This window comes from Bradyrhizobium sp. Unk1 (assembly GCF_059512345.1).
Genome location: NZ_JCAMOP010000031.1, coordinates 37,732 through 60,936, shown reverse-complemented (window position 1 = coordinate 60,936; position 23,205 = coordinate 37,732). Strand labels below are relative to the sequence as shown.

At 65.3% G+C, this 23,205-nt stretch carries 24 protein-coding genes; 14 read left to right on the top strand and 10 right to left on the bottom strand.

Annotated elements, in window-relative coordinates:
• The first annotated feature begins 52 nt into the window (after positions 1 to 52).
• From nthA to AC5ZFO_RS32740, 3 genes are read left to right on the top strand one after another with little or no spacing between them, the layout of a single operon-like run.
• Complete coding sequence (gene nthA / locus AC5ZFO_RS32750) at positions 53 to 676, top strand: nitrile hydratase subunit alpha (RefSeq protein WP_282519221.1); 624 nt, start codon at positions 53 to 55, stop codon at positions 674 to 676.
• Positions 673 to 1,332: a nitrile hydratase subunit beta gene (gene nthB, locus AC5ZFO_RS32745; protein ID WP_282519222.1), complete on the top strand. Its 660-nt coding sequence runs from the start codon at positions 673 to 675 to the stop codon at positions 1,330 to 1,332. The genes nthA and nthB overlap by 4 nt, the downstream gene beginning before the upstream one ends.
• Positions 1,332 to 1,709: a nitrile hydratase accessory protein gene (locus AC5ZFO_RS32740; RefSeq protein WP_282519223.1), complete on the top strand. Its 378-nt coding sequence runs from the start codon at positions 1,332 to 1,334 to the stop codon at positions 1,707 to 1,709. The genes nthB and AC5ZFO_RS32740 overlap by 1 nt, the downstream gene beginning before the upstream one ends.
• Positions 1,710 to 1,858: 149 nt before the next feature.
• Here AC5ZFO_RS32740 and queC read toward each other — a convergent pair whose 3' ends face one another.
• Positions 1,859 to 2,572 (bottom strand): 7-cyano-7-deazaguanine synthase QueC, encoded by a 714-nt coding sequence (queC, locus tag AC5ZFO_RS32735; protein ID WP_282519224.1) that lies wholly within the window; start codon positions 2,570 to 2,572, stop codon positions 1,859 to 1,861.
• A 126-nt stretch (positions 2,573 to 2,698) separates the two neighbouring features.
• Between queC and mazG the strand changes: the two genes are divergently transcribed.
• Both mazG and AC5ZFO_RS32725 read left to right on the top strand, forming a co-directional pair.
• Positions 2,699 to 3,553: a nucleoside triphosphate pyrophosphohydrolase gene (mazG, locus tag AC5ZFO_RS32730; RefSeq protein ID WP_282519225.1), complete on the top strand. Its 855-nt coding sequence runs from the start codon at positions 2,699 to 2,701 to the stop codon at positions 3,551 to 3,553.
• A 193-nt stretch (positions 3,554 to 3,746) separates the two neighbouring features.
• Positions 3,747 to 4,769 carry a DUF2278 family protein gene (locus AC5ZFO_RS32725; protein WP_282519226.1) on the top strand — a complete coding sequence of 341 codons (1,023 nt, stop codon included), beginning with the start codon at positions 3,747 to 3,749 and terminating at the stop codon, positions 4,767 to 4,769.
• Between the two features lie 78 nt (positions 4,770 to 4,847).
• Here AC5ZFO_RS32725 and hflX read toward each other — a convergent pair whose 3' ends face one another.
• The 4 genes from hflX to AC5ZFO_RS32705 form a co-directional block, all read right to left on the bottom strand.
• Positions 4,848 to 6,227: a GTPase HflX gene (gene hflX, locus AC5ZFO_RS32720; protein ID WP_282519227.1), complete on the bottom strand. Its 1,380-nt coding sequence runs from the start codon at positions 6,225 to 6,227 to the stop codon at positions 4,848 to 4,850.
• An 11-nt stretch (positions 6,228 to 6,238) separates the two neighbouring features.
• Positions 6,239 to 6,487 carry an RNA chaperone Hfq gene (hfq, locus tag AC5ZFO_RS32715; protein WP_007591126.1) on the bottom strand — a complete coding sequence of 83 codons (249 nt, stop codon included), beginning with the start codon at positions 6,485 to 6,487 and terminating at the stop codon, positions 6,239 to 6,241.
• 248 nt (positions 6,488 to 6,735) lie between these two features.
• Complete coding sequence (ntrX, locus tag AC5ZFO_RS32710) at positions 6,736 to 8,106, bottom strand: nitrogen assimilation response regulator NtrX (RefSeq protein WP_282519228.1); 1,371 nt, start codon at positions 8,104 to 8,106, stop codon at positions 6,736 to 6,738.
• A 17-nt stretch (positions 8,107 to 8,123) separates the two neighbouring features.
• Positions 8,124 to 10,511 carry a sensor histidine kinase gene (locus tag AC5ZFO_RS32705; RefSeq protein WP_282519229.1) on the bottom strand — a complete coding sequence of 796 codons (2,388 nt, stop codon included), beginning with the start codon at positions 10,509 to 10,511 and terminating at the stop codon, positions 8,124 to 8,126.
• 45 nt (positions 10,512 to 10,556) lie between these two features.
• On the opposite strand from AC5ZFO_RS32705, the gene AC5ZFO_RS32700 reads away from it, so the two are divergent.
• The gene (locus AC5ZFO_RS32700) at positions 10,557 to 10,841 is read left to right on the top strand and encodes a histidine kinase (protein WP_282519230.1); all 285 of its coding nucleotides are present in this window, start codon (positions 10,557 to 10,559) and stop codon (positions 10,839 to 10,841) included.
• Positions 10,842 to 11,002: 161 nt separating this feature from the next.
• On the opposite strand, the gene ntrC is transcribed toward AC5ZFO_RS32700, so the two are convergent.
• Genes ntrC through dusB form a run of 3 tightly spaced genes read right to left on the bottom strand, consistent with a single transcriptional unit; the run spans position 11,003 to position 14,628 of the window.
• Positions 11,003 to 12,445 carry a nitrogen regulation protein NR(I) gene (gene ntrC, locus AC5ZFO_RS32695; RefSeq protein ID WP_028147560.1) on the bottom strand — a complete coding sequence of 481 codons (1,443 nt, stop codon included), beginning with the start codon at positions 12,443 to 12,445 and terminating at the stop codon, positions 11,003 to 11,005.
• A gap of 9 nt (positions 12,446 to 12,454) precedes the next feature.
• Positions 12,455 to 13,630 (bottom strand): two-component system sensor histidine kinase NtrB, encoded by a 1,176-nt coding sequence (locus AC5ZFO_RS32690; RefSeq protein ID WP_282519231.1) that lies wholly within the window; start codon positions 13,628 to 13,630, stop codon positions 12,455 to 12,457.
• The gene (gene dusB / locus AC5ZFO_RS32685) at positions 13,627 to 14,628 is read right to left on the bottom strand and encodes a tRNA dihydrouridine synthase DusB (protein WP_282519584.1); all 1,002 of its coding nucleotides are present in this window, start codon (positions 14,626 to 14,628) and stop codon (positions 13,627 to 13,629) included. The genes AC5ZFO_RS32690 and dusB overlap by 4 nt, the downstream gene beginning before the upstream one ends.
• Before the next feature lie 282 nt (positions 14,629 to 14,910).
• Between dusB and AC5ZFO_RS32680 the strand changes: the two genes are divergently transcribed.
• Both AC5ZFO_RS32680 and AC5ZFO_RS32675 read left to right on the top strand, forming a co-directional pair.
• Positions 14,911 to 16,092 (top strand): bifunctional 2-C-methyl-D-erythritol 4-phosphate cytidylyltransferase/2-C-methyl-D-erythritol 2,4-cyclodiphosphate synthase, encoded by a 1,182-nt coding sequence (locus tag AC5ZFO_RS32680; RefSeq protein WP_282519232.1) that lies wholly within the window; start codon positions 14,911 to 14,913, stop codon positions 16,090 to 16,092.
• Positions 16,093 to 16,095: 3 nt separating this feature from the next.
• Entirely contained in the window at positions 16,096 to 16,707 is a 612-nt protein-coding gene (locus AC5ZFO_RS32675; RefSeq protein ID WP_282519233.1) for a CinA family protein, read from the top strand.
• 101 nt (positions 16,708 to 16,808) lie between these two features.
• Here the strand turns inward: AC5ZFO_RS32675 and AC5ZFO_RS32670 are convergent, their stop codons facing one another.
• Positions 16,809 to 16,988, bottom strand: coding sequence for a hypothetical protein (locus AC5ZFO_RS32670; RefSeq protein WP_282519234.1), 180 nt, complete (start codon positions 16,986 to 16,988; stop codon positions 16,809 to 16,811).
• Between the two features lie 466 nt (positions 16,989 to 17,454).
• Between AC5ZFO_RS32670 and AC5ZFO_RS32665 the strand changes: the two genes are divergently transcribed.
• Genes AC5ZFO_RS32665 through AC5ZFO_RS32640 form a run of 6 tightly spaced genes read left to right on the top strand, consistent with a single transcriptional unit; the run spans position 17,455 to position 22,610 of the window.
• Complete coding sequence (locus tag AC5ZFO_RS32665; RefSeq protein ID WP_282519235.1) at positions 17,455 to 18,162, top strand: c-type cytochrome; 708 nt, start codon at positions 17,455 to 17,457, stop codon at positions 18,160 to 18,162.
• 11 nt (positions 18,163 to 18,173) lie between these two features.
• On the top strand, positions 18,174 to 19,430 hold the full coding sequence (locus tag AC5ZFO_RS32660) for a cytochrome c (protein WP_282519236.1): 1,257 nt from the start codon (positions 18,174 to 18,176) through the stop codon (positions 19,428 to 19,430).
• A 19-nt stretch (positions 19,431 to 19,449) separates the two neighbouring features.
• On the top strand, positions 19,450 to 19,626 hold the full coding sequence (locus tag AC5ZFO_RS32655) for a hypothetical protein (protein ID WP_282519237.1): 177 nt from the start codon (positions 19,450 to 19,452) through the stop codon (positions 19,624 to 19,626).
• Positions 19,623 to 20,186 (top strand): cytochrome C oxidase subunit II, encoded by a 564-nt coding sequence (locus AC5ZFO_RS32650; RefSeq protein ID WP_496123017.1) that lies wholly within the window; start codon positions 19,623 to 19,625, stop codon positions 20,184 to 20,186. The genes AC5ZFO_RS32655 and AC5ZFO_RS32650 overlap by 4 nt, the downstream gene beginning before the upstream one ends.
• Positions 20,173 to 21,795, top strand: a complete 1,623-nt coding sequence (locus AC5ZFO_RS32645; RefSeq protein WP_282519239.1) for a b(o/a)3-type cytochrome-c oxidase subunit 1 — start codon at positions 20,173 to 20,175, stop codon at positions 21,793 to 21,795. Before AC5ZFO_RS32650 ends, AC5ZFO_RS32645 begins: the two co-directional genes overlap by 14 nt.
• Positions 21,795 to 22,610 (top strand): c-type cytochrome, encoded by an 816-nt coding sequence (locus tag AC5ZFO_RS32640; RefSeq protein WP_282519240.1) that lies wholly within the window; start codon positions 21,795 to 21,797, stop codon positions 22,608 to 22,610. The genes AC5ZFO_RS32645 and AC5ZFO_RS32640 overlap by 1 nt, the downstream gene beginning before the upstream one ends.
• A 123-nt stretch (positions 22,611 to 22,733) precedes the next feature.
• Here AC5ZFO_RS32640 and AC5ZFO_RS32635 read toward each other — a convergent pair whose 3' ends face one another.
• Positions 22,734 to 23,204, bottom strand: a complete 471-nt coding sequence (locus AC5ZFO_RS32635) for a type II toxin-antitoxin system RatA family toxin (protein WP_282519241.1) — start codon at positions 23,202 to 23,204, stop codon at positions 22,734 to 22,736.
• Between the last annotated feature and the right edge of the window lies 1 nt (position 23,205).

The following is a 23,205-nucleotide window of genomic DNA, read 5'->3' as shown; positions in this document are numbered from 1 at the left end:
GCGCCCCAGCGCATACTCGACAGGCAGGGACCATTGCGCCTATCTTTGCGCCATGAGCCACGATCACGACCATCATCACGACCATTCCGAGTTGTCGGAGACCGAGCTGCGCGTGCGCGCACTCGAGACGATCCTGACCGAAAAAGGCTATGTCGAGCCGGCCGCGCTCGACGCCATCATCCAGGCCTATGAGACCAGGATCGGACCCCACAACGGCGCGCGCGTCGTCGCCAAGGCCTGGACCGATCCGGCGTTCAAAAAGGCGCTGCTGGAGGACGGCTCGAAGGCCATCGGCACGCTCGGCCATGTCAGCCGCGTCGGCGACCATCTCGTCGTGGTCGAGAACACGTCGCAGCGGCACAACATGGTCGTGTGCACGCTGTGCTCCTGCTACCCCTGGGAAATGCTGGGGCTGCCGCCGGTCTGGTACAAGGCAGCGCCCTATCGTTCGCGCGCGGTGAAGGACCCGCGCGGCGTGCTCGCCGATTTCGACGTCGCGCTGCCGAAGGACATGGAAATCCGAGTTTGGGATTCCACCGCCGAGACCCGCTTCCTGGTGCTGCCGATGCGCCCCGCGGGCACCGAAGGCTGGAGCGAGGAACAGCTCGCCGAGCTCGTCACGCGCGATTCCATGATCGGCACCGGCTTTCCCAAAACGCCTGGAGCGCCGTCATGAATGGCGTCCACGACATGGGCGGCATGGACGGTTTTGGCAAGGTCGAGGCCGAGCCGAACGAGCCGATGTTTCACGAGGAGTGGGAATCGCGTGTTCTCGCCATGGTGCGCGCGATGGGCGCGGCGGGCGCCTTCAACATCGACACCTCGCGCTTCTATCGCGAGACGCTGCCGCCGCACGTCTATCTTTCGAGCTCCTACTACAAGAAATGGTTTCTCGGGCTCGAGGAGATGCTGGTCGAGAAGGGCTATCTCACCCGCGATGAGGTCGCCGCCGGGCACGCGATGCAGCCTGCAAAGGCGCTCAAGCACGGCAAGTTCGACCTCGCCAATGTCGAGCGCGTCATGGTGCGCGGCAAGTTCGGCCGCCCTGCTCCAACCCCGGCAAAATTCAACATCGGCGATCGCGTCCGCGCCAGGAACATTCATCCGGCCACGCACACACGGCTGCCGCGTTATGTGCGCGGCCATGTCGGCGTCGTCGAGCTGAACCATGGCTGCCACGTGTTTCCGGATTCGGCGGCGATGGAGCTCGGCGAAAATCCGCAATGGCTTTACACGGTCGTCTTCGAGGGCCGCGACCTCTGGGGCGCGGACGGTGATCCGACCTTGAAGGTGTCGATCGACGCCTTCGAACCCTATCTGGACCCGGCGTGATGAGCAGCCCGGCTGCGGCCGCCGCGACGGCGGCCATTCCGAGCATTCCGCGCGATGACGACGGCCCGGTGTTCCGCGCGCCCTGGGAAGCGCATGCGTTTGCGATGGCGCTGACGCTGCACGAGCGCGGCGTGTTCACCTGGCCGGAATGGGCCGCAGCCTTGGCCTCCGAGATCAAGCGCGCGCAGGCCGCCGGTGACCCCGACACGGGCGAGACTTACTACATGCATTGGCTCGCCACGCTGGAGGGACTCGTCGCGCGCAAAGGCGTCGCATCGATGGAGACGCTGCACCGCTACCGCGACGCCTGGGATCACGCCGCCGACCGCACGCCGCACGGCAAGCCGATCGAGCTGCGGGAAGAAGATTTTCGGTAGTTCGGTAGGAGGCACGCTCGTGCCAAGCCCTCCGCTGTCATTCCCCGCGAAAGCGGGGAATCCAGTACGCCGCGGCCTCTCGACTCAAGCACGGTCTCTGGGATACTGGATCACCCGCTTTCGCGGGTGATGACACCGAATATCTGGCCTCAGCGTCCCGCCGCAAACTCCCGCCATCCCTTCGCCCGCAAACTGCACGCCGGGCACTCGCCGCATCCGTATCCCCACTCATGCTGCGCGCCGCGTTCGCCGAGATAGCAGGTGTGCGAATGCTCGCGGATGAGATCGACCAGTCCTGCGCCGCCGAGGTCGTGGGCGAGCTGCCACGTCGCCGCCTTGTCGATCCACATCAGCGGCGTATGCAGCTCGAATTGCCTGGCCATGCCGAGCGAGAGCGCGGCCTGCATGGCGCGGATGGTGTCGTCGCGGCAATCGGGATAGCCGGAATAATCGGTCTCGCACATGCCGCCGACGATGTGGGTGATGCCGCGCCGGTAGGCCAGCGCCGCGGCGAAGGTCAGGAACACCAGATTGCGGCCGGGCACGAACGTGTTCGGCAGGCCGTCGGCGCCCATCGCGATGGCGACGTCGCGCGTCAGCGCTGTCTCGGACACGGCCGCCAACGTCGGGATCGACAGCGTGTGGCTCTCGCCGAGCCTTGCGGCCCAGTCTGCGCGCAGGCCCTTGATGCCGTCGAACAGCCGGTCGCGGCAGGCAAGCTCGATGGCATGGCGCTGGCCATACTCGAAACCCAGCGTCTCCACGCGCGCAAAGCGGCTCAGCGCCCAGGCGAGGCAGGTGGTGGAGTCCTGCCCGCCGGAAAACAGCACCAGCGCGGTTTGTGATGAAAATGCGTCACTCATGGCCCGCGCTTTAGCACCTCGCCAATCTGCCGCCAATCGGTGGAAATCGGCCTGTTCCGCCGCGCCGCGCTGGGAACGGCGGGCTGGTTTTGGCATAAGGCTTTGGAGCCAGGAGACTGCCGCGCAATGACCCCTTCCCGTGACATTTCCCGCCTGATCGAGATCATGGCGGCGCTGCGCACGCCGGTGACCGGCTGCCCCTGGGACCTCGAGCAGGATTTTGCGACGATCGCGCCCTACACGATCGAGGAAGCCTATGAGGTGGTCGAGGCGATCAGCCGCGGCGATCTCGACGATCTCAGAGAGGAGCTCGGCGACCTCCTGCTCCAGGTCGTGTTCCACGCCCAGATGGCTTCAGAACAGAATGCCTTTGGCTTTGGCGACGTCGTCGAGGCCATCACCCGCAAGATGATCCGGCGTCACCCCCACGTCTTCGCCGACAAGGACGGCAACCTCGCCGCCTCCCACGTCAAGGAGGTCTGGGACCGCATCAAGGCCGAGGAGAAAGCCGAACGTGCGGCGCGCAGACCGCCGGAGGAAACGCCGACGCACAAGTCGTTGCTCTCGGGCGTCAAGGCCGGCCAGCCCGCGCTGACGCGCGCGATGGAGCTCCAGCGCAAGGCCTCCACCGTCGGCTTCGACTGGAACGACCCGCGCGCGGTGCTGGCGAAAATCCGCGAAGAAGCCGACGAGATCGAGGCGGCGCTCGACCGCAACGACAGCGAGGGGCTGGCGGAAGAGACTGGCGACTTGATGTTCGCGCTCGTCAACCTCGCCCGCCACGTCGATGCCGATCCGGAGGCCGCGCTACGCGCGACGAATGCAAAGTTCGAGCGGCGCTTCGCCTTCATCGAGCGCGCGCTCGAGGCGCAGGGGCGGACGCTGGAGCAGGCGTCGCTGGCGGAGATGGACGCGCTGTGGAACGCGGCGAAGAGTGAGGCGAAACCGCTATCAGAGACTCGCTCGCAGGCCCGTCGCTAGCGTTGCGGCATTCTCCATAGGCGTACCCGCAAGGATCGACGCGGTCGCGAAGGAGATATAGGTCAGCATCTTTTCCCGAATGCAGCGAGGCGGTCATGGCGGATCGCAGTCAAGCCATGAAACCGTCACGACAAGCAGTCTAAAGTTGAGCAACGGAGCCCGCGCAGCCGAAACCCCACGTCAGGTGAGTGCGATGCCGCTAAAGCACTATTCGGTCCTCAAGGGACGCCCGATCGCGATGCGTTTCGGCACCGGCCAGTCGCCACACTATCAAGTCCATGTCGTGGCCGACAACGCGGATTTCCGCATCGCCGTGAATGTGCAGTCAGGCGACGGAAGCGAAGTCGAGTTCCTGGTGCGATCGCACTTCGTCCATCCGATCACCGACCATCTCGCGGTGCTGCCGGAGGGCCTGCACCCGCAGCCGCCGAAGCCGGCCAGCATCGCGCTGGACTTCATTCGCGGCAATCTGATGCAGCCGCAGGAGATGATCCCTCTGCCGCTGTCCGTGCCCGGACCGGACAATGACCTCAACGAGAAGCTCGACCAGTTCGTCCAGCGCGCGCTCTCGAACGAAAGCGCGATGGTGTACGCATTCGGTGAGACATGGGGGCCGGAAACCAAGGCGGACAATTATTTCGGCTTCCGGCCGGGTCGCGGCATCCACGACATCCATATGAATCAGGGAAATCCGATCGGAAGGTTCTCGGGCGACAACGGGCCGTGGCAAGACGGCGGGCTGGTGTTCGAATTCCCGGATCAGAAGCTATGGACGGCGGTCTTCCTCAAATTCCAGACGCAGGCCTGGCACACCGACGACAAGACCGGTGACCCCATCGATCTCGGCACGCCGACACAGCCGCCAGATCCGACCGCTCCTCCGACCGGGCAAATGCCTGACGGACTCGTGCGCATCATTGCTGCACTCGTCAACGCCGTGAAGACGCCCGAGCGGGAAGTCGTCACGCTGCTTAATACGGCCGATCGCGACATCGATCTCACCGGCTGGATGCTGGCCGACAAGCAGAAGAACAAGATGGCCCTGTCAGGGAAGATCGCAGCCGGGGGCACGCTCGCCGTCGTCGTGCAGAAGCCGATGGAATTGTCGAACCAGGGCGGCATCATTTCGTTGCTGGATGAGCGTGGGATCAAGGTCCACGGCGTCGCCTATACCAAGGCGCAGGCGAAAACTCCGGGCCTGACCATTCCATTCTAGCGTTACGCGTCTGAACCCAGAAACGCGGATATGGCCGATATCGCACGCAAGCCTGTCGGGCGCACCGCGCCCTTCGGATCACGCCACGCGCGGCACGGCATCGAACCGGTTCACCACGATATCCCGCTTGGTCTCGTCCACCCGTACGGTCATGTCGAAGCGGCCGTCGTGCAGCTCCTTCACCAGCACCTCGGAATTCCTGTGCAGCCAGCTGATGCCGGCGCCGTCGGCGGCGTCGATGGAGAGATCGAGCGTGGTGCGCTTTGCGGCGAGCCGTTCCTCGATCGCGGCGAGCAGCGCGTCGACGCCCTCGCCTGACACGGCTGAGACCAGCATCGCCGGATGATCTTCCGGTCTGCGCGCTGCGATATTCAGAAGCTCTTCGCGTTGCTCGGTGTCGTAACGGTCGATCTTGTTCCAGACCTCGATGATGCGGCCGCTATCGTCAGGATTGATGCCGAGCTGGCGCAGCACGGCGTCGACGTCGCTCTGCTGGGCCTCGGCATCCTCGTGCGAGATGTCGCGCACATGCAGGATGACGTCGGCCTCCAGCACCTCTTCCAGCGTGGCACGGAAAGCGGCGACGAGCTGGGTCGGCAGGTTGGAGATGAAGCCGACGGTGTCGGACAGCATCGCCTTGCCGCCATGCGGCAAAGTGAGCGCGCGTAGCGTCGGATCGAGTGTGGCGAACAGCATGTCGGCGGCCTGAACGTCGGCGCGGGTCAGGCGGTTGAACAGTGTCGACTTGCCGGCATTGGTGTAGCCGACCAGCGCAACCACGCGATACGGCACGCGCTGGCGGCCGGCACGATGCAGCCGCCGCGTCGCCTGCACCTTCTTCAGCTCGCCCTCGAGTTTCGAGATGCGCTCCTGGATCAGGCGGCGGTCGGCCTCGATCTGGGTCTCGCCGGGACCGCCCATGAAACCGAAACCGCCGCGCTGGCGTTCCAGATGGGTCCAGGAGCGAACGAGGCGCGAGCGCTGGTAGTTGAGATGCGCAAGCTCGACCTGGAGCGAGCCTTCCTTGGTCTTGGCGCGGCGGCCGAAGATTTCCAGGATGAGCCCGGTGCGGTCGAGCACCTTGGCGTGCAACTCCTTCTCGAGATTGCGCTGCTGGATCGGCGCCAGCGCGCAATCCATCACCACGAGCTCGACGTCGAGGCTCTTGGCCAGCGCGGCGATCTCCTCGACCTTGCCCTTGCCGATATAGGTCGCGGGGCGGATCTGGCTGATCGGCGCGATGATGGCATCGGCAATGACGAGGTCGATCGCGCGCGCGAGGCCGGCGGCCTCATCGAGCCGGGCCTCCGCGTCACGCTGAACATGGCTTTCCGATTGCGCATCGGCACCGCCCGCGCGCACACGCAAGTAGGGGCCGATGACAAGCACCCGCCCCGTCTGCTTCGCCCCTGCCGACCGCGGACGGTCGGCCTCCCCGTCGAAATTCCGGGGTTCCAATCAGGTCACTCTCAAGCCGGCTGATCCTCGCCGCCTTCGAACAACTGGATCGGAGCGCCCGGCATGATGGTCGAGATCGCATGCTTGTAGACAAGCTGCGAGTGACCGTCGCGCCGAAGCAGCAAACAGAAATTGTCGAACCAGGTCACGATGCCCTGGAGCTTCACTCCGTTGACCAGAAAGATCGTCAGTGGCGTCTTGGTTTTGCGAACGTGATTGAGGAAGGTGTCCTGTAGGTTTTGTGCGCGGTCTGCCGCCATTGTTTTTTTCTCGCTTTGAGTTTCTTTTTATTGCGCCGGTTGCGGCCCTCTTTGTGACATTCGGGGCCTCTTCCGGTTGCTATTCCTCATGAGATCCCCCTCGGAGGAACAGCGGTTCAATTAGAGGACAGGACGGGTTATTAGGCAAGCCGCTTCACGCGGCAGGCCACGCCCAATTGCCCCGAAAAACTACGGAAATCGATGATTTTCCTCGCGAATCCCTGAGGTGCGGCCGCGACGTCGCGGTGTCAGCCGACACCGAGCGCCTTCAGCTTCCGGTGCAACGCCGAACGTTCCATGCCAACAAACTCAGCCGTGCGAGAAATATTTCCTGAAAAACGGCTGATCTGTGCAATCAAATAGTCGCGCTCGAACACTTCGCGCGCTTCGCGCAGCGGCAGCCCCATGATGTGCTCGCCATTGTTGCTGGTCGGCATCGCCGGCACCATCGAGCCGACGTCCTGCGGCAGCATGTCGGCGGTGATGATTACCTCCGGTCCACCCGCGGCCAGAATCATGACTCTCTCAACGTTATTGCGGAGCTGGCGCACATTGCCGGGCCAGACATGCGATTGCAGCACCGCCATCGCGTCCTGCCCGATCTGCCGCTTGGGCAGGCCGCTACCGGCCGAGATCTGATCCATGAAATAGTCGATCAATTCCGGAATGTCCTCGCGCCGCTCCGAGAGCGCGGGCACGCGGATCGGCACCACCGAGAGCCGATGATAGAGGTCTTCGCGGAAATGGCCGGCCGCGATCTCCTCCTCGAGATTTCGCGCGGTGGAGGAGATGATGCGGACGTCGACCTGCACCTTGGCGGTGCCGCCGACGCGCTGGAATGACTGCTCGACCAGCACGCGCAAAATCTTGTTCTGGGTCTCGCGCGGCATGTCCGCGATCTCGTCGATGAACAGCGTGCCGCCATGGGCTTCCTCGAGCGCGCCGGGCTTGCGCGCCTGCTCGCCGTTGGATTGCTCGACACCGAACATCTCGTGCTCCATGCGCTCCGGCGTGATCGCGGCGGCGTTGATCACGACGAACGGACCGTCGGCACGGCCCGAGGCCGTATGCAGCGTGCGCGCGGTCAGCTCCTTGCCGGCGCCGGCCGGGCCGACGATCAGGATGCGGCTGTTGGCCTTGGCCGCGCGGTCGATGGTCTGGCGCAGCTGGTTCATGCTCGGCGAGCGGCCGACGAGCGAGCTTGCGCTCGGCGCGAGCTGCTTCAGCTCCTTGACCTCGCGCTTGAGCCGCGAGTTCTCGAGCGCTCTGTTCGCGACCAGGATCAGCCGGTCGGCCTTGAACGGCTTCTCGATGAAGTCGTAGGCGCCGCGCTTGATCGCGGCGACCGCGGTCTCGATGTTGCCGTGGCCGGAGATCATCACGACCGGCAGATCGGCATTGTCCTTCTTGACCTGCTCCAGCAGCTGCAAGCCGTCGAGCTTGGAGCCCTGGAGCCAGATGTCGAGAAACACCAGATGCGGCCTGCGATTGGCGATCTCGGCGAGCGCCGTATCGCTGTCGCGGGCGGTCCGGGTCACGAAGCCCTCGTCTTCGAGAATGCCCGCAACGAGATCGCGAATATCGGCCTCATCATCGACAATCAGAATTTCACTTGCCATGGTTCGCGCCTGTCTTGTCAGATGCCTGTTGAGGCTTCGATCTTCGTTGAATCATTGGTCTTTTCAGCCGGCTCTTTGGTTTCGGCGGCCGGCTGCTTTGTTTCGGGCGGCGTTGCGATGCCCGTGACCGCGTTTGCGGCCGACGATGCCTGCATGGTCCCCTCGCTCTTCGCGGGGGCACCGGAGATCGCAAAACGCATCCGCATCCACGCGCCGCGCTGGCCCTCGCGGAAATCGGAAGCGTCCTTCAGCTCGATACGCCCGCCATGGTCTTCGAGCACGCGGCCGACGATCGCCAGGCCAAGGCCGGTGCCCTTGGCCCGTGTCGTCACATAAGGCTCGAGGAGCCGCGAGCGCGCGACCTTGGGCAGGCCGATGCCGTTGTCGATGACGTCGACCAGGACGTCCTCGCCCTCGCGCGAGACCACGACGTCGATGCGGCCCTTGCCGTAATCCTTGCCGAGCTCCTCCGGCGGGACCTGCTCGATCGCCTCGGTCGCGTTCTTGACGATGTTGGTGACCGCCTGCGAGATCAGCCGCCGGTCGAACTGGGCGCGCAGCGGATCTTCCTTGAATTCGGCCTCGATATCGATCTCGGGATGGGCGACCTTCATCAGGAACACCGCCTGCCGAACGGTGTCGGCGACGTCCTCGCCCTCCATCACCGGCTTGGGCATCCGCGCGAAACGCGAGAACTCGTCGACCATGCGGCGGATATCGTCGACCTGGCGCACGATGGTGTCGGTGCACTGCTCGAAGATCTGCTTGTCCTTGGTCTCGGTGATGTCCTTGCCGAACTTGCGGCGGATGCGCTCGGCCGAGAGCTGGATCGGCGTCAGCGGATTCTTGATTTCATGCGCGATGCGGCGCGCGACGTCGCCCCAGGCCGAGGTGCGCTGCGCCGAGACCAGCTCGGTGATGTCGTCGAGCGTGATGATGTAGCTGTCGTGCGGCTGGCTGGTCTTCTCGGCGCTGACGCGGACCGACAGGTTGCGCTCGGTGCCGTCGCGCGTGATCGTGATCTGGCCCTGCACCAGGCGCTGGGTCCCTTCCCGCGCCGTCTTCATCATCTCCTCGAGCTCGGGCAGCACGTCGGAGAGCGGATGGCCGAGCGTCTCGGCTTCGGAGTGCCCGATCAGCTTCTCGGCGGAGCGGTTGAGGATGCCGACGCTGCCCGAATTGTCGACGCCGATGATGCCGGCGCTTGCGGACGAGAGCACGGCCTCGATGAAGCGGCGGCGGCTGTCGATGAGATCGCTGGCGTTGACGAGCTCGTCGCGCTGGCTGCGCAATTCCTGCGTCATCTTGTTGAAGGTCTCACCCAGCTGGGCGAGGTCGCCTTCCGACTGATGCACGGGCACCTTCACATGGAGGTCGCCGGTCGAGACCGTGTGGGCGGCGTTCATCAGCCGCCGGATCGGGGCCACCAGCGAGTTGGCGAAGTTGAGGCCGATCAGCACCGAGGCCATCAGGATGGTCAGCGCGATCACTGCGAACATCAGCGCGAAGGCGACCTGGATCCCGAGCCGGCGCGACTCGATCTGGGCGTATTCGGCGACGCTGACCTCGGTCTGCTTGAGCTGTTGAACAACATTCGGATCAAGAGGCCGCGCGACATAGAGGAAGGTGTCGCTGAAGGCGCGCAGGCGGATCACCGCGGCGACGAAGCTCGCATCCGGCAGCACCGCGATCTCGGGCTCGGATTCGTTGACGTTGCTGAGGAAGTCCGGCGCCGGGGGCGAATAGGCGAGCCGCATGCCGGTGTCGGCCGACTCCAGGATATTGGTGTTCTTGTCGATGATCATCGCGCCCGGCAGGTTGCGGGAGCCGGCGCTGGCGGTCAGCAGCTCGCGGAACGAGCGGCGGTCCTGGTCGTAGAGCGGCCGGGCGTGGGCGATGTCGTTGGCCATGCCGAGAATGTCGCCGCGGATCAGCTGCGCGTGGTCCTGCATGTAGGCCCGCGCGATCGTCAGCGAATTCTGGATCACCTCCTTGGTCGGGCCGGAGAACAGCCGGTCGAGGCCGCGCTCGATGGTGACGTTGGCGACGACGGCGACCAGCACCGCCGGCAGCACCGCCACGATCGAGAACAGGCTGACGATCTGGACATGGAGGCGCGCCGCCGCCCGGCCCCGCCGACGTGCCAGGATCAGCTGCCAGAGCTCGCGGACGATGATGCCGACCAGCAGCAGGATCGTGGCCGCATTGATCAGATAGAACGAGCGGACCACCTCCGGCGTCGGCTCGATCCTCGTGAGACCGGTCAGGACCAGGAAGGTCAGGAGGGCCGAGAGCAGCGCCATCGCCACGGCAAGGGGCGCCAGCCAGCGCCGCACCGACCAACGCCGGGGCTCTTCCGCTGGGGCCGTGTCGAAGTGTGCGGCCGAGGTATCTGCGCTGATCATTCCGGCAATGGTGCTGAAAACGGGGTCCGCGGCGGGCGGATACTGATGTATTCGTACCACATTGTTGCCGAATTGCGACAATTCCGCGGCGCCCTGGCCGCGACGGACCGGCGCATCCACAGGCCGCTGTTCTGGCAAACCTCCCTTGCGGGAACGGCTTCCCGCCCCTGCGGCTTGACCGCCATGGACAGGTTCTTTCTCGCGATGATGGTATCGGCCGTGCTGCTGCTGATCGTAGCCGCCGACCTCTTGGTCAACGGTCTCGGGGTGCAGCAGCCGCTGGCGAATGTCGCCAGCGCCCAGCCGGTCTCGGGGCGGCTGATCAGATGAGCACGACGCAGCGCCCTGCGGTCGAATAACAAGGTTCCAACGGAACGTTTCGGCCTGATTCGGACTTTTGCTCACCGCGCCAGCCACAACGGCCAGCGCGATCCGGACAGGCTCAGCTCCGCTTTGGTAGGGGGAGCTGAGCCACCGTCCGTTCGGGAAGACTAGCCCCCGCTCCGATACACCTGGATATCGAGGTCCCGGATCTTCTTCCGCAGCGTGTTGCGGTTGAGACCGAGCAAATCGGCTGCGCGGATCTGGTTGCCGCGGGTGGCGGCGAGCGCGGCCGTGAGCAGCGGCACCTCGATCTCCTTGAGGATGCGGTGATAGAGGCCCGGCGGCGGCACGCCGTTCGGGAAGCCCTGGAAGTGCGAGGACAGATAGGCCTCCACGGCGCCGCCGAGATTGTCGACGCCCTGCTGGACCGCGGCACCGGGGCTGACCGTGGGGGGCGCCAGCTCGCCGTCGATGACGGATCCGGTGATCACGTCCTGCGGGTAGAGCGCGGCGAGGCGCCGGGCGAGGTTCTCGAGCTCGCGCACGTTGCCGGGCCAGCGGTGCTGCTTCATCCGCTCCAGCGCCAGCGCATCGAGCTTCTTGGGCGGCAGGCCGTCCTTCTCGGCCAGCGTGAAGAAGTGCCGCACGAGGTCCGGCAGGTCTTCGATGCGCTCGCGCAAGGGGGGCAGCCGCAGCGGCACGACGTTGAGGCGGAAGAACAAATCCTCGCGGAACAAGCCCTGCTGGATCAGGACGCGCAGGTCCTTGTTGGACGCCGCGACGATCCGCACGTCGGTCTTGATCGGGGTGCGGCCGCCGACGGTGGTGTATTCGCCCTGCTGGAGCACGCGCAGCAGGCGGGTCTGCGCCTCCATCGGCATGTCGCCGATCTCGTCCAGGAACAGCGTGCCGCCCTCGGCCTGCTCGAACCGGCCCGAGGCGCGGGTGTTGGCGCCGGTGAAGGCGCCGCGCTCGTGGCCGAACAGTTCGGACTCGATGAGGTCACGCGGGATCGCCGCCATGTTGACCGCGACGAACGGGCCGTTGCGGCGCTTGCCGTAATCGTGCAGCGCGCGCGCCACCAGCTCCTTGCCTGTGCCGGACTCGCCCGTGATCATCACGGTGAGGTCGGTCTGCATCAGGCGCGCCAGCACGCGGTAGATTTCTTGCATCGCCGGCGAGCGGCCGACCAGCGGGATCGCCTCCATCTCGGCGTCTTCGTCCGGCGTCGAGACCCGTTCCTTCGGCTCGGCCAGCGCGCGGCCGACGATGGCGATCAGCTCCTTCAGGTCGAAGGGCTTTGGCAGATATTCGTACGCCCCGCGCTCGGACGCGCGGATCGCGGTCATGAACGTGTTCTGCGCGCTCATGACGATGACGGGCAGATTGGGCCGCATCTTCTTGATCCGCGGCAGCAGGTCGAAGGCGTTCTCGTCGGGCATCACCACGTCGGTGATGACGAGATCGCCCTCCCCCTGGCTGACCCAGCGCCACAGCGTTGCGGCATTGCCGGTGAGCCTGACCTCATAGCCGGCGCGGGACAGTGCCTGATTGAGAACTGTGCGAATGGCGGTGTCGTCATCCGCAACGAGAATGCTACCTGCGGGCATCGTTAATCCTCATTTCGCCCCCTGTGACGCAGACGACGACTTCCCGGCAGAGCCGTCGCGGCTGCTTTGATCGGCATGTTTGACCGATGTGGAATACATCGGCATCAGCACGCGGAAGGTGGTCTTGCGCGGCTGAGACTCGCATTCGATGATGCCCCCGTGATCTCCGATGATCTTTGCGACGAGCGCCAGGCCAAGACCCGAGCCGGTCTGCTTGGTGGTCACGAAGGGATCGAACAGGTTGGGCAGAAGATCGTCCGGCACGCCTGGTCCGTTGTCCTTCACGCAGAACTCGAGCGGCAGGGATACACGGGATTTTTGACCGGGGACTGACAGGCGCACGCCGGGACGGAACGCAGTGGTGAGCTGGATCTCGGCGTCGGGGACGTCGATCAGCGCTTCGGCGGCGTTCTTCACGAGGTTGAGGAACACCTGGATGAGCTGATCCTGGTTCGCCAGGACCGGCGGCAGCGAGGGATCATAATCCTCGATGAAGCGGATGTTGCGGGCAAAGCCCGACTGCGCCAGTCGCTTCACGTGATCGAGCACGGAATGGATGTTGACGGGACCGCGCACCACGGGGCGCTCGTCGCCGAACACCTCCATGCGGTCGACCAGCGTCACGATGCGGTCGGCCTCGTCGCAGATCAGCCGCGTCAGCATGCGGTCCTCGGACGAGGCCTGCTGCTCCAGCAGCTGCGCCGCGCCGCGGATGCCGGAGAGCGGATTCTTGATCTCATGCGCCAGCATGGCGGCCAGCGCGATCACCGAGCGCGCGGCGCTGCGATGGGTGAGCTGGCGGTCCATCTTGTCGGCGATGGAGCGCTCCTGGAGCATCACCACGATATGGCCGGGCCGCTCCGTCAGCGGAGCGACATGCAGATCGACCTGGCGGTCGCCCCCCATGCGTGGCGTGCCCAGATCGACCTTGTATTCGTTGACCGGCGAGTTGGACGAGCGAACCTGGTCGATCAGCGCCAGCAACGGGCTGCCGAACGGCACCAGCTCTTTCAGCGACTGCCGTTTCAGGAACTGCGTCGAGATGTCGAAGAAGGCTTCGGTCGCGATGTTGGCGGCGACGATCTTGCCGTCCGGCCCGATCATGAGCACGGGATTGGGCAGCGCATCCAGGATCGCATCGCTCTCGGACGGAAGCGGCCGGCGATGGTCAGCGGCTAAGCTCATGCAGCAGCGCTCCATGCGAAGTCGTCGAAGGCATCTTGCAGGGACTGGTGGACGAGGCGCGGATCCTCGGAGGTGAGGATCTTCTGACGCCAGGCTTTGAGCTTCTCGGCCGGCGCACGGCTCACATCGGCCGCAACGTCGAGCGCCCAGCCGAGATGTTTTCGCGCGTGCCGGAGGCCGATGCGCAGGCCGTAGAGCGCGCAGACGCCCTCATAGAGCGTGCGGACATAATGCAGCTGCGTCTCGAGCGACGGCGCGGCTTCGATCGCCCCGCCCTTCAGGCGGCGGCCGATCTCGCCGGGCAACCAGGGCTGCCCCTGCGCGCCGCGGCCGATCATCACGGCATCGGCGCCGGAGGCCTCCAAAGCCGCGAGCGCCTTCTCGTAAGTGGTGATGTCGCCGTTGACGACGAGCGGAATGGAGATCGCTTCGCGCACCGCGCGGATCGCATCCCAATCGGCCTCGCCCTTGTAGAACTGGCAGCGGGTGCGGCCGTGCACGGTGACGAGCTTGATGCCGGCGGCTTCCGCACGCCGCGCCAATTCCGGCGCATTGCGGGTGTGATCGTCCCAGCCGAGCCGCATCTTCAGCGTCACCGGCACCTTCACCGCCGCGATCGTCGCATCGATCAGGCTGACGGCATGGTCGAGATCGCGCATCAGGGCGGAGCCGGACTGGCCGCCGGTGACGTGCCGGGCCGGACAGCCCATGTTGATGTCGATGATGTCGGCGCCTCCGGCTTCCGCGATCCGGGCCCCTTCGGCCATCCAATGCGCCTCGCAGCCGGCGAGCTGGACCACATGAGGCCCGATCCCGGTCGGTTCGCAGCGCAACCGAGACATCTTGTGGCCGTTCGCGAGCTCATCGCTGGCGGTCATTTCGGACACGACCAGACCGGCCCCGAGCTCGGCGGCGAGCCGGCGGACGGGCGAGTCGGTGACCCCCGACATCGGCGCCAGGAAGACCGGGGTGGCGACCTCGATATCGCCAATTTTCAACGGCTTAGAGCCTGATACTGCCGAGCCGGTCACAGGGGTCTCGTTGCGTAGGCAGGGCCTCATCGCGCCTGCCATGACCTATCTTGCGCACAATTCTTGTGCAGCCAAGCGTCATGCCTACAGTTTAGACAGTTCTGCAAATCTTTCAAGTGCAGTGCAGCAAAATGCTGTTTCCCACAATCCGGGGAAACCCCCTTTTTTTGCGGGCCTGCCGTGCTAGAGGCATGCGGCAATCACCCCACTCCCCGACTCTCTTCATCACCAACTGAGTATTTGAGTCCTATGGCGAAATCACAGCGCACCGCAGTCGTTCTCGTCGCGGCCGGACGCGGCCTGCGGGCTGGCGCCGGTGGTCCCAAGCAATATCGCGAGATCGGCGGCGTCCCCGTGATCTACCGCGCCATGGAAGCCTTCAGCCGCCACCCCGACGTGTTTGCCGTGCAGCCGGTGGTGAACCCCGACGACAGCGCCATGTTCGCGGCGGCGGTCGCAGGACTGAGCCATGAGCCGCCGACCAATGGCGGCGCGACGCGGCAGGCCTCCGTGCTCGCAGGGCTCGAAGCACTCGCCAAGCATAAGCCCGATATCGTTCTTATCCACGACGCCGCGCGCCCCTTCGTCTCGGCAGGCGTGATCTCGCGCGCAATCGAGGCGGCCAGCCGCACCGGCGCCGCGCTCCCCGTCGTTCCCGTCACCGACACCATCAAGGTCACCGGCGAGAGCGGCAATGTCGAGGACACGCCGGACCGCTCAGCCTTGCGAATCGCGCAGACGCCGCAATCCTTTCGTTTCGACGTCATCCTCGAGGCGCATCGTCGCGCGGCGAAGGACGGGCGCAGCGATTTCACCGACGATGCCGCGATTGCCGAATGGGCGGGATTGACGGTCGCAACCTTTGAAGGCGATGTTGCCAATATGAAGCTCACCACTCCCGAGGATTTCGTGCGCGAGGAAGCGCGCCTGGCCAGCCTGCTCGGCGACATCAGGACCGGCACCGGCTATGACGTGCACGCCTTCGGCGAAGGCGACCACGTGATGATCTGTGGCGTGCGGGTGCCGCACACCAAAGGCTTCCTCGCTCATTCCGACGGCGATGTCGGCCTGCATGCGCTGGTCGACGCCATCCTCGGCGCACTCGCCGACGGTGATATCGGCTCGCACTTTCCGCCGAGCGATGCGAAATGGAAGGGGGCTTCCTCCGACCAGTTCCTGAAATACGCCATCGAGCGCGTTGCGGAGCGCGGCGGCCGCGTCGCCAACCTCGAGGTGACCATGATCTGCGAGCGGCCGAAGATCGGCCCCTTGCGCGACACCATGCGCGCCCGCATCGCCGAGATCTCCCGGGTCGACATCTCCCGCGTCGCGGTGAAGGCGACCACCAGCGAGCGGCTCGGATTCACCGGACGCGAGGAAGGCATCGCGGCCACCGCGAGCGCCACCATCCGTCTGCCCTGGAGCGTCTAGGTCATGGGCGGCAGCGACGCACGCGCCCTCTCCCGCTCGCTGCTCGATCTGTGCCGGATGCGCAAGCTGACGATCGCCACTGCCGAGTCCTGCACCGGCGGCCTGGTTGCCGGCGCGCTGACCGACATTCCCGGCTCCTCCGACGTGATCGACCGCGGTTTCGTCACTTATTCCAATGACGCCAAGCGCGCGATGCTGGGGGTCGAGGCGAGCACGCTTGCGAATTTCGGCGCCGTCAGCAAGGAGACCGCAACTGCAATGGCGGTCGGCGCGCTGGAGCGGGCCGACGTCGATCTCGCCGTTGCCATCACCGGTATCGCCGGCCCCGGCGGCGCCACGCCCGGCAAGCCGGTCGGCCTCGTGCATTTTGCGGTTGCCGCGCGCGACGGCCGCATCGTCCATCGCGAGCATCGCTTTGGCGCGATCGGTCGGATCGCCGTGCGCCAGCGCTCGGTGGTCGAGGCATTGCGCATGCTGATGGATCTCGCCCGCGGCCCGAAGGCCCAGCCCAAGCCCCGGCGCGCCGCCGCGGCAACCCGCCTGCGGCCTCGCGTGACCCGCTCGCCGCGCCGGCATGCGGTGAAGCGCAGGACGCCGCGCTCACCGCGCGGCTAGAGACACGTCATGCCGCCGCCAGCAGCGCGCTCGCGTGGTCGAGCACAGCGGCGGCACGAGCGTTCGGCGCAAGGGAGCCTGATGGGTTCCGCTACATCCAATTATTGTTCCTGGCGCTTCGTCCGACAAATGACAGGGAGCTTCTGCTCAATCGCCTTCGCCAGCACCGTGCCGCTGGTCCGGCCGAGCTCTTTCGCGATCACTGCAATCGGCTTGGTGCCTGCCAAGACCTTCAGCCTGCCAAGGTCTTCTTCGCTCCATGCCTGCTTCCAGCGTGCCATCTCCCCGATCCCGCGACAAAGCGCCCGCGCCCGAATCGGATTTTAGTCGAACCCTTGGCGAAGGGCAGAGCTCGTGGTGCGCCGTTTGCGGCAAGGGGTGTTGCGTCAGCGCGCTGCGTTTTGGCACAAACTGCACTTGTCGCGCGATGTGAAGATGCACTCTGATGGAAGGTCGTCTGCCCGGCCCAAGCGGCAGAACATCCGCGCGCGCGAACGGATTCCACATTGCCGCGCTTTCCGCTTGTGAAGCAAAGCTCGGGCGGACTACGCCGCGAGATCGCAGCGTTATGTCCAGTTTTCAAAAAGCACGCAATTCTTGTCGAATCCGATCAGGATCGCAAACGTGCAACCGCGACCAAACGTCATCGCTCATGTCCGATCTTGCGCGCGACTGTATTGGCGCAATAATGCGGCTCTACGCTGTGGCCAGGAATCAACCCGGTCCTGCTTTCTGGAGGGCGACGGCGTGTTCGCTCGCGACGCTGCACTGGCAGTAGCCATTGCTACCTTGGCCACCATTGATGGTACTGCCGCACAAACGGCCAACCAGCCGCCGGATACGATGGCGGCGCGGGTGGAGGCGTGCACGCCCTGTCACGGCAACAAGGGCGAAGGCACCAGCGACGTCTATTTCCCGCGGCTTGCCGGCAAGCCGGCCGGCTATCTCTACAACCAGCTCCTCGCCTTCCGCAGCGGCCGGCGCAAATACCCGCCGATGAACTATCTGCTGGAGTTTCTGCCTGATCCATATCTGGAAGCGATGGCAGAATATTTCGCCAGCGAGCATCCGCCGCTGCCGCAGCCCGCGCCGAGCGAAGTCAGCAAGGAGGTCCTGGCGCAGGGCGAGCTGCTCGCGACCAGCGGCGATGCCGGTCGTAACATACCGGCGTGCGTGAGCTGTCACGGCCCGGGCCTCACCGGCATGCAGCCCGGCATCCCCGGTCTGCTGGGCTTGCGCGCCGCTTACGTCAGCGCGCAGCTAGGCGCCTGGCGCTACGGCACGCGGACGGCAAAATCGCCGGACTGCATGCAGCTCGTCGCCGGCCATCTGACGGAAGCAGATGTTACCGCCGTTGCGGCCTGGCTCGCGACGCGCGCCGCGCCCACCAACCCGGCCCCCGTACCGAAGGGCACCTATGCGCTGCCGTTCGGCTGCGGCAGCCAGCCCAACTGACGAGGCGGATGATGGGCTCAAGACTGTCGATCACGCTGCTTTCGATCAAGCTCCTGGCCCTCGCCGCCGCGCTCACCACGGCCGCGCAGGCGCAGGACAAGACCGGCGATGTCATCGCGCGCGGCGAATATCTCGCCCGCGCCGGCGATTGCACGGCCTGCCATACTGCAGCTGAGGGCCGGCTGTTTGCCGGCGGGCGCCCGATGCCGACCCCGTTCGGAACGATCTACACCTCCAACATCACGCCCGATCCGGAGACCGGCATCGGCAAGTGGAGCGCGGACGATTTCTACAGAACCATGCACAACGGCCGTTTCCCGGATGGCGGGCTGATCTATCCAGCGATGCCGTTCGCGTCCTATACCAAGGTCACGCGTGCCGACAGCGACGCGATCTTCGCCTATCTGCGCTCGATTCAGCCGGTGAACCAGAAGAACAAGCCGCACGAGCTGCGCTTTCCCTATGACAACCGCCAGCTCATCCTCGGCTGGCGCACGCTGTTCTTCCGCGAGGGTGAATTCAAGCCCGACCCCACCAAGTCGGCGGAATGGAATCGCGGCGCCTATCTGGTCGAGGGGCTCGGTCATTGCGGCATGTGCCATTCGCCGATCAACGCGCTCGGCGGCACCTCGCAATCGGACGCCTTCAAGGGCGGCCTGATCCCGATGCAGAACTGGTACGCGCCGTCCCTCACCTCCAACCGTGAGGCGGGCCTCGGCGACTGGAGCATCAAGGACATTACCGATCTGCTCCAGACCGGCGTTTCGGCGCGCGGCGTCGTCTACGGCCCGATGGCCGAGGTCGTGCACAACAGCCTGCAATATCTGAGCGACGAGGACACCAAGGCGATGGCGGTGTACCTCAAGGGTATCTCGGAGCCCTCGCCTCCGCCGCCTGCAAGCTCGGCGCTGCCGACCACCGAGAGCAGCCTGCTGATCAGCCTCGGCAAGACCGTCTACGACAAGAATTGCGCCAGCTGTCATGGCACGCAGGGCGAAGGCAAGCCGCCGCACTGGCCGCCGCTCGCTAACAACCAGTCGATCGAGATGCAGTCGGCGGTCAATCCGATCCGCATGGTGCTCAATGGAGGCTATCCGCCGGGCACCAAGGGCAATCCGATGCCCTACGGCATGCCGCCTTTCGCAGGCCTGCTCTCCGACAACGAGATCGCGGCCGTCGTCTCCTACATCCGCACCGCCTGGGGCAATCGCGGCACGCCGGTGTCGGCGCGCGAGGCCAACGAGCTGCGCTCGGCACCACTGAACTGAGAGACGCCAGAGAACCATCATGATCAACTCCGATCCGCCGACCAGCCCAGCCGCCGCCGACCAGGCCGTCGAGGAAGTCGTCGCCGCGGGACCGTCGGGCGCGATCATGCTTGCCGGCATCGCCACGGCCTGCGTGGTCGCGATGTGGCTCGCGTTCTATCTGTTCGTCTTCCTGCCGCGCGGGTCACTGCAATGAGCGCAGAGGACACCCATGGCAGCGCCGAGGTCGCCGCCCGTGTCGAGCGACGCTGGGCCACCGTCGCCGTGATCATCATCGTGATGATGGCGCTGCTGGCGGCGTTCGCCGGCATCCATCGCGCGACCATGCCGCAGCCGCGCGTCGAAACCACCGATCCATCGCGGATTCATCTCTCCGGCGAGTTCGTCGAGAGCAATCTCGGCAGCGTGCTGGAGGCGAATGGCAATGTGACCGTGCACGCGATCGGCCAGCAATATTCCTTCACGCCGGCCTGCATCGTGGTGCCCGTGGATACGCCGATCACGATGCGCGCCACCAGCGCAGACGTCGTCCACGGCATCCTGATCCAGGGCACCAACGTCAACACCATGCTGGTGCCCGGCTACGTCTCCGAACAGCTCATGCGCTTTACGAGGACCGGCGACTATCTGATGCCCTGCCAGGAGTTTTGCTCCTTCGGCCACGAGGGCATGTGGGGCAAGGTCAAGGTGATCGACAAGACCGAATTCGCCGATCGCGCGAAGGGTGGCGGGAGGCTGAACTGTGTTGGCCAATAGGAAGCTCATCCTCGCCCATTTCTGGCTGGCCTTCGGCGTGTTCGGCATTGCGCTCACGCTCGGCGCCTGGCAGATGTTCATCCGCAGCCCGATCGGCACCTGGCTGTCCAATCCCGAGCTCTATTACCGCTCGCTGACCGCGCACGGCACCGTGATGGGCTACGTCTTTCCCACGCTGGTCGCGATGGGCTTTGGCTATGCCATCAGCGAGTCCGCGCTGGAGCAGCGCCTCGTCGGCGTGCGCTGGGCCTGGACCGGCTTCTGGCTGATCGTGGCGGGCGCGATCATGGCGATGGTCCCGGTCGTGCTTGGCCGCGCCTCGGTGCTCTATACGTTCTATCCGCCGCTGATCGGCAACGTGTTCTACTACCTCGGCGTCGTGCTGGTCGTGGTCGGCTCCTGGATCTGGGTCGCGCTGATGGCGATCAATCTGCGCGTCTGGCGGAGGGCCCATCCCGGCGCACCGGTGCCGCTGGCGATGTTCGCCAATGTCGCGGGCTCCTATCTGTGGGCCTGGACCGCGGTTGGCGCCGCCCTCGAACTGCTGCTCCAGATCATTCCCGTCGCGGCCGGCCTGAAGGCGACCATCGACGCGGGTCTTGCCCGCGTGTTCTTCTCCTGGACGCTGCACGCCATCGTCTATTTCTGGCTGATGCCGACCTACATCGCCTACTACACCATCGTGCCGCGCGCGATCGGTGGCCGGGTCTATTCCGACAGCATGGCGCGGATCTCCTTCATCCTGTTCCTGGTGGTGGCGATGCCGATCGGCATGCACCACACCTTCGCCGATCCGCAGGTCGGCGCCGGCTTCAAGTTCATCCATTCGGCCTTCACCGCGCTGGTCGCGCTGCCGACGCTGCTGACCGTGTTCACGATCTGCGCGTCCGTCGAGATCGCCGCGCGCCTGCGCGGCGGCCGCGGCATGTTCGGCTGGATCAGGGCGCTGCCCTGGGACAATCCGATGATGCTGGCGCTGGCGTTCTCGTTCGTCATGCTCGGCTTCGGCGGCGCCGGCGGCCTCATCAACATGAGCTACCAGCTCGATGCGTCGATCCACAACACGCAGTGGATCACCGGCCATTTCCACCTGATCTTCGGCGGCGCCATCGTGATCATGTATTTTGCGATCGCCTATGATCTGTGGCCGCATCTGACCGGGCGCGAACTGATCGACCTCCGCCTGATCCGTACCCAGCTCTGGCTGTGGTTCGTCGGCATGATCATCACGACCTTCCCGTGGCATTGGGTCGGCATTTTGGGCATGCCGCGCCGCATGGCCTATTTCGACTTCGGCGATCCCGCGATCGCGCCTCAGGCGCTCTCCGTCACCTTCTCGGCGATCGGCGGCTTCATTCTGCTGGCCTCGGGCATCATGTTCATCGTCATCCTGGCACGTGGCATGCGGGCGCCTCAGGTTGACGCCGGCCCCTACCGCTTTGCGCTGGCCGTGCATCAGCCCGCGACCGTGCCGGTCGCGCTCAACACGCATGCGCTGTGGGTGGCGCTGATGATCGTCCTCACCCTCACCAATTACGGCTACCCGATCGTGACGCTGGCGCTGACCGAGGGCACGTCGGTGCCGGCCGTCTATGTGGGAGCGCAGTGATGAGCGCGCGCGACCTCTTCACCTTCCGCAACAGCCATTTCAGGATTGGCGTCGGCATCACTGCCGCGATCCTGATCGTGACGGCGATCACCGGCTTCATCGTGCTGCCTTTCGCGCAGCACTGGGTTCAGTTCGCCAATGTCTGGGATGCGATCTGCAGCGCCGCCGGCGTCCCGCAGCGTGCGGCGAACGTTACTGCTCCGGAACAGACAAAACGCCTGTCGGAGGTCGTGCTGACTTCGCATACGCTATCGCGTCCGAGCCAGGAAGCGATCGGCCGCGGCGCCACGCTGGCGCAGCGCTGCGCGATCTGCCACGGCCCGACCGGCATCAGCCGCGCGGATTCGCCCAATCTCGCCGGCCAGTACGCGGCCGTCATCTACAAGGAGCTGCACGATTTCCGTTCCGGAGCGCGCACCAATGCCGTGATGTCGCCGTTCGCCGTCAATCTGACGGACCAGGAGATCGCCGATCTCTCGAACTACTACGCCTATCTGCCGCGGCCGGCAGCCTATCACCCGACGCCGCAGCTGCCGAAACCGAGCATCGTCATCTACGGCGCGCCGATGCGCGGGATCGCGCCCTGCGGCTCGTGCCATGGCAGCCTCGACAACAAGACCGGCAGTCCGTGGCTCGAAGGCCAGTCCGAAGCTTACATGAAGGTGCAGCTCCATGCCTTCGCGTCCGGCGAGCGGCGCAACGACATCAGCCAGCAGATGCGCAACATCGCGCGCGCGATGACGCCGCAGGAGATCGAGGCGGCCGCGGCGTACTACGCCTCGCAGCCGCCGGATGTGGTGAAGGCGGTGGATTGAGCCTCACTGTCATTGCGAGCGCAGCGAAGCAATCCAGAATCCCTCCGCGGAAAGATCCTGGATTGCTTCGTCGCAAGGGCTCCTCGCAATGACGGCGGAGAGAGCGTTCCCCGCTGCGCTCCCTTACGACGACGCCAGCTTCGGCCGACCGTAGATCGCATCAGCCCGCTTCTCGAATGCGATGGAGAAGCGCGCGAACGCGGCGTCGAACATCGAGCCCATCAGCATCGCCAGCATGCGGCTCTTGAACTCGTAGGTGAGGAAGAATCCGACGTCGCAGACGCCCTCACCTTTCGGTTCGAACGTCCAGCGGTTTTCGAGGTTACTGAACGGACCTTGCAGATATTCGACCAGGATCTGCAGATTGGCGCGGTCGAGCGTCACGCGGCTGGTGAAGGACTCCTTGACCAGCTTGAATGACACCGTCATGTCGGCGACCAGCACCTCGGTGCCGTCGGGTTTGGCCATCCGCTGGCGGACCTTGAGCGCGCTGCACAGCGGCACGAATTCCGGGTAGCGCTCGACGTCGGCGACCAGATCAAACATCTCGGACGCGCTGTGATGGACACGGCGCTTGCTTGAAAATTTGGGCATG